The 9381-nt window shown below is 71.9% G+C and carries 7 protein-coding genes; 2 read left to right on the top strand and 5 right to left on the bottom strand.

Going from position 1 to position 9381, the window contains the following annotated elements; translation table 11 throughout:
- Window positions 1-39: 39 nt before the first annotated feature.
- The 5 genes from ACE1OA_RS02980 to ACE1OA_RS02960 form a co-directional block, all read right to left on the bottom strand.
- Window positions 40-1647 carry a thiamine pyrophosphate-binding protein gene (locus ACE1OA_RS02980; protein ID WP_432752193.1) on the bottom strand — a complete coding sequence of 536 codons (1608 nt, stop codon included), beginning with the start codon at window positions 1645-1647 and terminating at the stop codon, window positions 40-42.
- Between the two features lie 20 nt (window positions 1648-1667).
- Window positions 1668-2825, bottom strand: a complete 1158-nt coding sequence (locus ACE1OA_RS02975; RefSeq protein ID WP_386546260.1) for an acyl-CoA dehydrogenase family protein — start codon at window positions 2823-2825, stop codon at window positions 1668-1670.
- Window positions 2826-2877: 52 nt separating this feature from the next.
- The gene (locus tag ACE1OA_RS02970; protein WP_386546258.1) at window positions 2878-4407 is read right to left on the bottom strand and encodes an acyl-CoA synthetase; all 1530 of its coding nucleotides are present in this window, start codon (window positions 4405-4407) and stop codon (window positions 2878-2880) included.
- 239 nt (window positions 4408-4646) lie between these two features.
- On the bottom strand, window positions 4647-5549 hold the full coding sequence (locus ACE1OA_RS02965; RefSeq protein ID WP_432752192.1) for an SDR family NAD(P)-dependent oxidoreductase: 903 nt from the start codon (window positions 5547-5549) through the stop codon (window positions 4647-4649).
- A 119-nt stretch (window positions 5550-5668) separates the two neighbouring features.
- Window positions 5669-6595, bottom strand: a complete 927-nt coding sequence (locus tag ACE1OA_RS02960) for an acyl-CoA thioesterase (protein ID WP_432752191.1) — start codon at window positions 6593-6595, stop codon at window positions 5669-5671.
- A gap of 422 nt (window positions 6596-7017) precedes the next feature.
- Between ACE1OA_RS02960 and ACE1OA_RS02955 the strand changes: the two genes are divergently transcribed.
- Window positions 7018-8184 carry a thiolase family protein gene (locus ACE1OA_RS02955; RefSeq protein ID WP_432752190.1) on the top strand — a complete coding sequence of 389 codons (1167 nt, stop codon included), beginning with the start codon at window positions 7018-7020 and terminating at the stop codon, window positions 8182-8184.
- Window positions 8185-8203: 19 nt separating this feature from the next.
- Window positions 8204-9364: an acyl-CoA dehydrogenase family protein gene (locus tag ACE1OA_RS02950; RefSeq protein WP_432752189.1), complete on the top strand. Its 1161-nt coding sequence runs from the start codon at window positions 8204-8206 to the stop codon at window positions 9362-9364.
- Window positions 9365-9381: the final 17 nt, after the last annotated feature.

The following is a 9381-nucleotide window of genomic DNA, read 5'->3' as shown; positions in this document are numbered from 1 at the left end:
TGCGCCGGGGGCGGCCGGGGACCGGAACCACCCTCGGGTTCAGACCACGTCGACGTCCGGGTCGAGCTTGACGTCCACCAGGAACGGCCCGTCGAGGCTCCGTACGACCTCGCGGAGCGCGTCGAGGTCCTCGGGACGGCGCACGGTCGTGCCACGCCCGCCCATCGCCTCCGCGAGCGGCACCAGGTCCGGCCAGGCGGTCAGCGAGTGGCCCGGATCGGCCCCGAAGTGGCGGAGCTTGACGTGCTCGGCGCCGTAGGCGCCGTCGTCGAGCACCACGACGAGCAGGGGCAGGCGTTGCCGGACGGCCGTCGTGAACTCGGCCGCGTTCATCATGAACCCCCCGTCGCCGACCACGAGGACGGTGAGTTCACCGGGGCGGGCCACGGCCGCGCCGACGGCTCCGGCCAGCCCCAGGCCGATGGCACCGAAGGCGCCCATGCAGACGAAGTTCCCGGGGCGCGGGACCCGCAGGTGGGGCCAGACGCCCATCGCGAACCTGCCGATGTCGCTGACCACGACCCGTTCCCTGGGCAGGACCTCGTCGAGGCGGATCGCGGCGGTCCGCACGTCGACGGTGCCGGCGCGCGAGGCGGCGCGGAAGCCGGTTCCCGCCCGCTGCCCGGCGAGCCGCTCGCGTACCGTCTCCAGCCAGTCCTGGCGGGGCTTGTGCCCCGCGACCCACAGCGCCTCCCCCATCGCCGTCGCCACCGTCGCCGCGTCGCCGGGGACGGCCTCGTCGACCGGGGCGAACCAGCCGAACGCGGCCGGATCGCTGTCCACCTGGACGATCCGCTTCCCCCGGAGCAGCCGGCCGTTCGCGCTGTTGAACGCGTCCGGCCGGGCCCCGAAGGCGATGACGCAGTCCGCCTCCTCGACGACCTCCGCGGCCGCCTCGTGGGCGAGGCCGCCGAAGATCCCGAGGTCGCCGGGGCGGTCGCGGAACAGCTCCTTGGCGAGCAGAGTGGTGGCCGTCGGGGCGGCCAGCTTCTCGGCCAGCGCGATCAGCGCCTCCCTCGCGCCGGCTGCGACGGCGCCCCGTCCGGCGAGGACGATCGGCCGCCGCGCGCCCGTGATCACCCGGAGAGCGGCGTCCAGCCGCTCCTGGTCGGGTGCCCCCGCGGCCCGCGGGAGCGGGCGGGACACGGGGCCGCCGGGGGCCGCCTCCTTGCGCACCAGCCCGATCGGCAGGTCGAGCAGGATCGGGCGGTCCTCCGCCACGATGCGCCGCAGGGCCCGGTCGAGGTCGCGGAGCAGACTGCCGGGCCGGTGCACCTTCTCGTAGCCGGCGCCGGCCAGGGTGGCGACCGCCGCCAGGTCGAGGCGCTGGAAGTGGGTCGGCTCGGCCGGGGTGTCCCCGGTCAGCACCAGGACCCGGCTGCGGTTGCGGACGGCCTCCACCAGGGAGGTGACGGCGTTGGTGACCGCCGGCCCGTGCGTGACGGACGCGACGCCCACCCGGCCGGTCGTCCGCGACCAGCCGTCCGCCATTCCCACCGCTCCGCCCTCGTGGGCCACGGGAACGAAGCGTCCGCCCCGTTCCACGTAGTCGCACAGGTAGAGCATGTTGGCGTCGCCCATCAGCCCGAAGACGGTGTCGACGCCGTGATCGAGCAGCGCGTCCGCGAGCTGCTGGTGAACCCTCATGTCGGTGTCTCCGGCCCGGCCTACAGGCCGAGGTCCTTGGCGATGATGGTCTTCATCACCTCGTTGGAGCCGCCGTAGATGCGGTTGACGCGGACGTCGGCGTAGAGGCGGGCGATCGGGTATTCCAGCATGTAGCCGTAACCTCCGTGCAGCTGGAGGCACTTGTCGATGACCCGGCCGCACACCTCGGTGGCGAAGAGCTTGATCCGGGCGGCGTCGGCGGGGGTGAGCTCCCCGGTCTCCTCCAGCTCGATGCCGCGGTCGACCAGGGACTGCGCCGCCTCGGCCTCGGTGGCGCACTCGGCCAGGACGAACTTGGTGTTCTGGAAGGCGGCCACCGGCTTGCCGAAGGCGGTGCGCTCCTTGACGTAGGCCTTGGTGAACTCGATGGCTGCGCCGGCCCGCGCCGTGGCGTCGACGCCGACGGCCAGGCGCTCCCTGACGAGGTTGCGGCCCAGATAGGAGAAGGCGTTGCCCTCTTCGCCCAGGAGGTTCTCCACCGGCACCTTGACGTTCATGAACGAGAGTTCGTTGGTGTCGCTGGACCTCAGGCCGATCTTCTGGAGCTTGCGTCCGTAGCCGAAGCCCTCGCTGTCGGTCGGGACGACGAGCAGGCTGAGGCCGCCGCGCCGGTCCTCGGGCCGCGCCGGCGAGGTGCGGGCGACGACCACGCACAGTTCGGAGTTGCGGGCTCCGGAGATGAAGGTCTTGGCGCCGTTGAGGACGTAGTGCCGGCCGTTGTCGGACAACTCGGCGTGGGTACGGATCCCCGCGAGGTCCGAGCCGGCGCCGGGTTCGGTCATCGCGATGCACAGCATGAGGTCGCCGCTGACGATGCCGGGGAACCAGCGCCGCTTCTGCTCCTCGGTGGCCAGCGTCAGCAGGTAGGGCAGGACCATGCCGGTGCTCAGGCCGTAGTGGCCGAGCATGACGGCCGCCCGGGCGCTCTCCTCGGTGATGATCGCCTGGTACTTGTAGCCCGTCTCTCCGGGGCCGCCGTACTCCTCGGGGATGCCGAAGCCGGTCACCCCGAGGTCGCCGAGCTTGCGGAACAGGTCGCGCGGGACGATGCCCCGGTCCTCCCACTCCTCGTAGTGGGGGACTACCTCCTTGGAGACGAACTCCCGGATCATCGACCGGAAGGCCTCGTGGTCCTCGTCGTAGACAGTGCGCTTCATGATGGGGTCTCGTTTCTGCGTGCAGCGGAGAGGTGGGGGAGGAAAAAGGGGGTCAGCCGTCGGCGCGTGCGTTCCGCAGCTCCCGCTTGAGGATCTTTCCGGCGGGGGACAGGGGCAGCGTCTCGACGAACTCGACGCTGCGCGGCGCCTTGTAGCCGGCGATCAGGGTCTTGGCGTGCGCCCGGATCTCCTCGGCGGTTGCCGTCGCCCCGGGCCGCAGCACGACCACGGCGTGCACGCGCTCGCCCCAGTGCTCGTCGGGGACGCCGATCACGGCGCACGAGGCCACCGCGGGGTGGGAGGCGAGGGCGTTCTCGACCTCGGCGGAGTACACGTTCTCCCCGCCGGTGATGATCATGTCCTTGAGGCGGTCGACGATGTACAGATAGCCGTCCTCGTCGAGGTAGCCGCCGTCGCCGGTGTGCATCCAGCCGCCCCGCAGCGCCTCGGCGGTCAGCTCCGGCTTGCCCCAGTAGCCGGCCATCACGTGCTCGCCCCGGGTGACGATCTCGCCGACCTCTCCCTTCGTCACCGGTCTGCCGTCGGGGCCGAAGACCGAGATCTCGATGCCCGGGGTGGCGCGGCCCGCCGAGCGCAGCCGCTGTCCGCCCCGCACGTGGTCCTCGTGGGTGAGCACGGTGAGCACGCTGGTCTCGGTCATGCCGTAGCCCTGGGTGAACCGGGCCTGGGGGAAGCACTCCATGGCGAGCCTCAGCAGGCTCTCCGGGCTGCCCGCGCCGCCGTAGGTGATCCGCTTCAGGCTGCTGGTGTCGTACGTCGCGAAGTCCGGGTGGTTGCAGACCGTCTGGACCATGACCGGCACGAAGGTGGTCGTGGTGACCCCGTGCTTCTGGACGGCGTCGAGGACGCCCTCGGGGGTGAAGTTCGGCAGGAAGACCAGGGTGCCGCCGACGAGGTTCTGGGCGTACCAGCCGGTCAGCGCACCGATGTGGAAGAGCGGCGCCGTCAGCAGGTTGACGCCGCCCGGGAGCGCGGCCTGGGTCATGATGAGGGAGCTCATCATGGACGTCTGCAGGCCCTGGTCCGTCACCATCACCCCCTTGGGGGTGCCCGTGGTGCCGCCGGTGTAGAGCAGGAAGGCGACCTTGTCGCCGCCCCGCCGGACGTCCGGCACCGGCTCGAAGCCGGCGATCAGCTCCTCGTAGGCCAGCATCCCGTCGGGGGTCGGTCCGCCGCCGCAGTGGACGAGGGTGTGCAGGCCGGGCGCCCGCTCAAGGAGTTCGGGGCCCAGCGCCGCGAAGGTGTCGTCGATCAGCAGCACCTCGGTGCCGGAGTCGGTCAGGGCGTACGCGATCTCGGCGGGCGACCAGCGGGTGTTGAGCGGGTGCGCGACGGCGCCCGTCCACCAGCTCGCGAAGAAGAACTCCTGGTGGTGGTCGGAGTTCAGCGCCAGCAGGCCCACCCGGTCGTCCTCGCGGACGCCGAGGCCCTGGAAGGCGGCGGCCAGCCGGGAGACCCGGTCGGCCACCTCGCGGGTGGTGCGGACCCGGTCGCCGCAGATCGTCATGGGTCGGTCCGGTGCCTGCTGGAGCGCACGGTGCAGGGACTGGGTGAGGTGCACGACAGCCTCCAAGGGACGGCCCGGCTGCTTCGGCGGGCCACGGGGGAAGGGGGGAGGGAGAGGGGTGGTGCGGGAAGAACGGTCGAGCGAGGCGGACCCCACGGACGTGTCCGTGGGGCGGCCGGGGCTGAACGGTCGAGCGTGGCGGTACGCAAGGACGTGTCGGCGGTGACGCCGGTCCCGAACGGTCGAGCGTTGCGGACGCCGCGGAGGAGTCCGACGTCGCCGGGACCGGTGGGTCAGTGTGCGGAGCCGTCGACGGGGAGGAGCCGCTGGCGGTTCACCGGGATCGACTTGGGGAAGGCGTCGGAGCCCAGCTCCTCGGCCAGCTCCTTCACCGACCACTGCCGGTCCGCGTCGACCTGGTGGGTGAGCGACCATCCGGCGTACAGACCGACGTGGCCGCCGGTCACCGAGAAGACCTGCCCGGTGAAGGGGCAGTCGGCGGTGGCGAGGTAGCCGACCAGCGGGGAGACGTGCTTCGGGTGGTAGCGGTCGAGCGCGCCCTCCGCCTCCGGCGCGGCGACGGCGGCGCTGAAGCCCGGGTTGCCGGCGAGCATCGCGGTGCGGGCCATCGGCGCGATGGCGTTGGCCCGCACGCCGTACCGCCCGAGTTCGAGGACGGCGGTGAGGGTCTGGGCGACGAGTCCGGCCTTCGCCGCCGCGTAGTTCCACTGGCCCACGTTGCCGTGGAGTCCGGCGGAGGAGGTGGTGCTGACGATCGATCGGTCGGCGGTCGCGCCGGCCTTGGCCCGTGCGCGCCAGTGGCGCGCGGCGGCGCGGGTGACGGCGAACGCGCCCTTGAGGTGCACGTCGAGGACCAGGTCGAACTGCTCCTCGGTCATGTTCCACACCATGGCGTCGCGGACCACGCCCGCGTTGTTCACCACGACGTGCAGATCGCCGAAGGACTCCACCGCGGCGGTCACCAGCCGCTCGCCGACCTCCAGGTCGGCGACGCTGCCCTCGACGGGCACGGCCTCCCCGCCCGCCGCGGTGATCTCCTCGACCACCGCGGCGGCGCCGTGGAGGTCGTTCACCACGACCTGGGCGCCCTCGGAGGCGAGGAGCAGTGCGTGTTCGCGGCCGAGGCCGCTGCCGGCGCCGGTGATCACCGCGACGCGGCCGTCCAGCTGTCCCATGAGGTGCTCGCTTTCTTGCGGAGGCGGGGGTACGGGGCCCCTGGCCCACGATCGGCGGGGGCGGCTCGTCCCTTGAGTTCTCGTCGTACGGGGGCGCCCGGGCCCGGGACGCGGCGGGTTCAGCGGGGCGGGCGGCGGCGGAGGGCGGTCTCCTGTGCCACGGAGGCGATCAACGTGCCGTCCCTGGTCCAGAACTCGCCGGTGTTGAAACCGCGCCCGTCGCCGGCGGAGGTGCTGCGCTGGGTGAAGAGCAGCCACTCGTCAGCCCGGAACGGCCGGTGGAACCAGACCGCGTGGTCGAGGGAGGCGAGCACCGCCTCGGACGGCCCCTGCCGCAGCGGGTAGAGGTCCTCGAAGTCCAGCGCCGACGTCGATCCCAGCGTGAGGTCCGACAGGTAGGTCAGGGCGCAGAGGTGCAGCAGCGGGTCGTCGGCCAGCGGCCGGTGCGTGCGGAACCAGACGTCCTGCCCGTTCCCGCCGGACCCTCCGGCGGGAGGGCCCGGCGGCGGGGGGACGACGCGCATAGAGACCACCTGGGCGTGCCCGGCCTCCCGGTGCCGCTCGGGGTCGTGCCGCGCCCAGAACTCGAAGGCGTCCGGGACCTCCTCCGGCGGCGGCACGACGGGCATGGGGGGCCGGCGTTCCGGCTCGTCCTTCTCGGGGGTCTTGAAGGAGGCGGAGAGGGTGAAGACGACCGCGCCGTTCTGGGAGGCGGTGACCCGCCGGGAGCTGTACCGCCGGCCGTCCCGCAGCCGTTCGACGCGGTACACGACGCTTCTCCCGGGCTTCACCGCCCGCAGGAAGTAGCCGTGCAGGGAGTGGGCGGGCCGGTCCGGATCGACCGTGCGCCCGGCGGCGGCCAGCGCCTGCGCGACGACCTGGCCGCCGTATGCCTGGCCGGGGATCCCCGCGTGGCAGCGGCCGCGGAAGCCGTCCGGCTCGTCCGTCGGTTCGAGGCCGAGGAAGTCGACGAGACCGCACGAGGCGTACGGGGACAAGGAGGCCGGGGAGTCGCCTCCGATGGATGGGGACCCGGTTCGGTACACGGTTCACAGACCCTTCGCTCGCCGGGGAGAGCATCACCCGGACGCCGCAAAGTTAATCTCCAATAGGCGCTGTGTCCATCCCTTGCGTAAAGGTGGGGGGCGGCGGGGTTTTTGGTCACGGGGTGTCTCCGATGGGCGCACGTGGAGCTTGCGGCGACGCTGTTGATCGACATACCTGCTGGTGAAAAGGGTCGAACGAGGCTTCGGTCGCATGGGTGACCGTGTCGGTGACGAGGGGTGACGGCGGGGTCGGCATCGCCGCGATCGGAACCGGTTTCCCGTCCGTAGGGTGGGAGAAGCCCGTGGACAGTAGGGCTAATTGGAATTAACTTAAAGTCGTCCGGTCGCGCCGGCGCCCTGCGGAACGCTTCCGCCGTGGCCGGCCCGTCGCGGCTCCCTCCCGCCCTCAGCAAGGAGCAACCATGCGTGACGCAGTGATCGTCGACGCCGTCCGAACCGCCGTGGGAAAGCGCAACGGCTCGCTGGCTCGGCTGCACTCGGCCTCGCTCTCCGCCCACGTCCTCAAGGCCCTGGCGGACCGCACCGGCCTGGACCCCGCCCTCGTCGACGACGTCATCTGGGGCTGCGCCGCCCCGGTCGGCATGCAGACCGGCTGCATCGGCCGGTCCGCCGTCCTGGCGGCAGGCTGGCCCGAGTCCGTGCCCGGAGTGACCATCGACCGGCAGTGCGGCTCCTCCCAGCAGGCCGTCCACTTCGCCGCCATGGGGGTCGTCTCCGGCCAGTACGACGTGGCCGTCGCCGGCGGCGTGGAGATGATGAGCGCCGTCCCGCCCAGCCTGACCGCGCTCGACGGCAGGTACGGCGAGCCGCACGGCCCGGACGTCTGGGACCGCTACGACGGCGTCCGCTTCCACCAGGGCGTCGGCGCCCAGATGATCGCCGACGAGTACGGCCTCACCCGCTCCGAGCTGGACCAGCACGGGCTCGACTCCCACGCCCGCGCCGCCCGGGCGATCGACGAGGGCCGCTTCAAGGCCCAGATCGCCCCTGTCACCGTCACCGACGAGGACGGCACGGAGCGCGTCTTCGACACCGACGAGGGCATCCGTCGCGGCTCCACCCTGGAGAAGCTGGCCTCCCTCAAGCCCGCCTACGGGGAGAACGGCTCCATCACCGCCGGCAACGCCTCCCAGATCTCCGACGGTGCCGGCGCCCTGCTCATCACCACCAGCGAGTTCGCCCGGGCCCAGGGCTGGACCCCGATGGCGCGCATCCACACGGCTGTCGTCACCGGTACCGACCCGGTCACCATGCTCAAGGGCCCCATCCCGGCCACCGCCAAGGCGCTGAAGAAGGCCGGCCTGGCCCTGGACGACATCGGCGTCTACGAGATCAACGAGGCGTTCGCCTCCGTCACCCTCGCCTGGCTGCGCGAGACCGGCGCCGACTACGCGCGCATGAACCCCAACGGCGGCGCCATGGCCATCGGCCATCCCATCGGCGGCTCCGGAGCCCGCATCATGACCACCCTCGTCCACCACATGCGCGACCACGGCCTCCGGTACGGCCTCCAGTCCATGTGCGAGGGCGGCGGCATGGCCAACGCCACCATCCTGGAACTGCTGTAGGACCGAGGAGCGACACCCGATGAAGCGCACCGTCTACACCGAGGAGCACGATGCGTTCCGCGCCGTGGTCCGCAACTTCGTCGCCAAGGAGGTCACCCCGTACTTCGCCGCGTGGGAGGCGGCCCGGCGCACCCCGCGCGAGCTGTTCCACAAGCTCGGCGCCCTGGGCGTGCTGGGCTTCGGCATCCCGGAGGAGTACGGCGGCCCCGGGGAGACCAGCTTCAAGTACGAGGCGATCCTCGCCGAGGAGACCGCGGCGGCCGACGGCGTCTCCTTCGCCCACTACACCATCAACACCAGCATCTCCCTGCCCTACCTGCTGGGCCTGGCCACCGAGGAGCAGAAGAGGCGCTGGCTCCCGGGCGTGGCCTCCGGGGAGATCTGCCTGTGCCTCGCCATGACCGAGCCGGGCACCGGCTCCGACGTGGCGGGCATCCGCACGAAGGCCGAGCTGTCGGAGGACGGCACCCACTACGTCCTCAACGGGGCCAAGACCTTCATCACCGGGGCCCTCAACTCCGAACTGTGCATCGTCGCCGCCCGGACCTCCCCCGCCACCGCCGAGGACCGCCGGGCTGGTCTGACCCTCCTGGTCGTCCCGACCGACAGTGAGGGCTTCGGCTACGGCAAGCAGCTGGAGAAGCTCGGCCTGCACGCCCGCGACACCTCGGAGCTGCACTTCACCGACGTCAGGGTCCCGGTGGAGAACGTCCTCGGCGAGGTCGGCCAGGGTTTCTCGTACCTCGGCCAGAACCTCCCCCGGGAGCGCCTCTCCATCGCGGTCAACGCGGTCGCGTCCGCCGCCGCGGCGATCCGGTGCGCCGTGGAGTACACCGGTGACCGCACGGTCTTCGGCAGGCCGGTGGCCGCCTTCCAGAACACCAGGTTCGTCCTCGCCGAGTGCGAGGCCGAGGTGGCCGCGGCCCAGGCCATGGTCGACCGGGGCATGGAGCTGGAGGACGCCCGCGAGCTGACGGCGGCCGACGCCGCGCGGATCAAGCTGTTCTGCACCGAGGCCGCAGGCCGGGTCATCGACAAGTGCCTCCAGCTGCACGGCGGATACGGCTTCATGACCGAGTACCCCATCGCCCGCCACTACGCCGACACGCGCGTGTCCCGCATCTACGGCGGCACCAACGAGGTCATGAAGACCATCATCGCCAAGGACATGGGCCTGTAGGTCCCGAACTCCCCTTC

This window comes from Streptomyces sp. JL2001, from assembly GCF_050917515.1.
GTDB lineage: Bacteria > Actinomycetota > Actinomycetes > Streptomycetales > Streptomycetaceae > Streptomyces.
The sequence above is the reverse complement of the archived record's forward strand: the minus strand, read 5'-3'. Positions and strand labels throughout refer to the sequence as shown.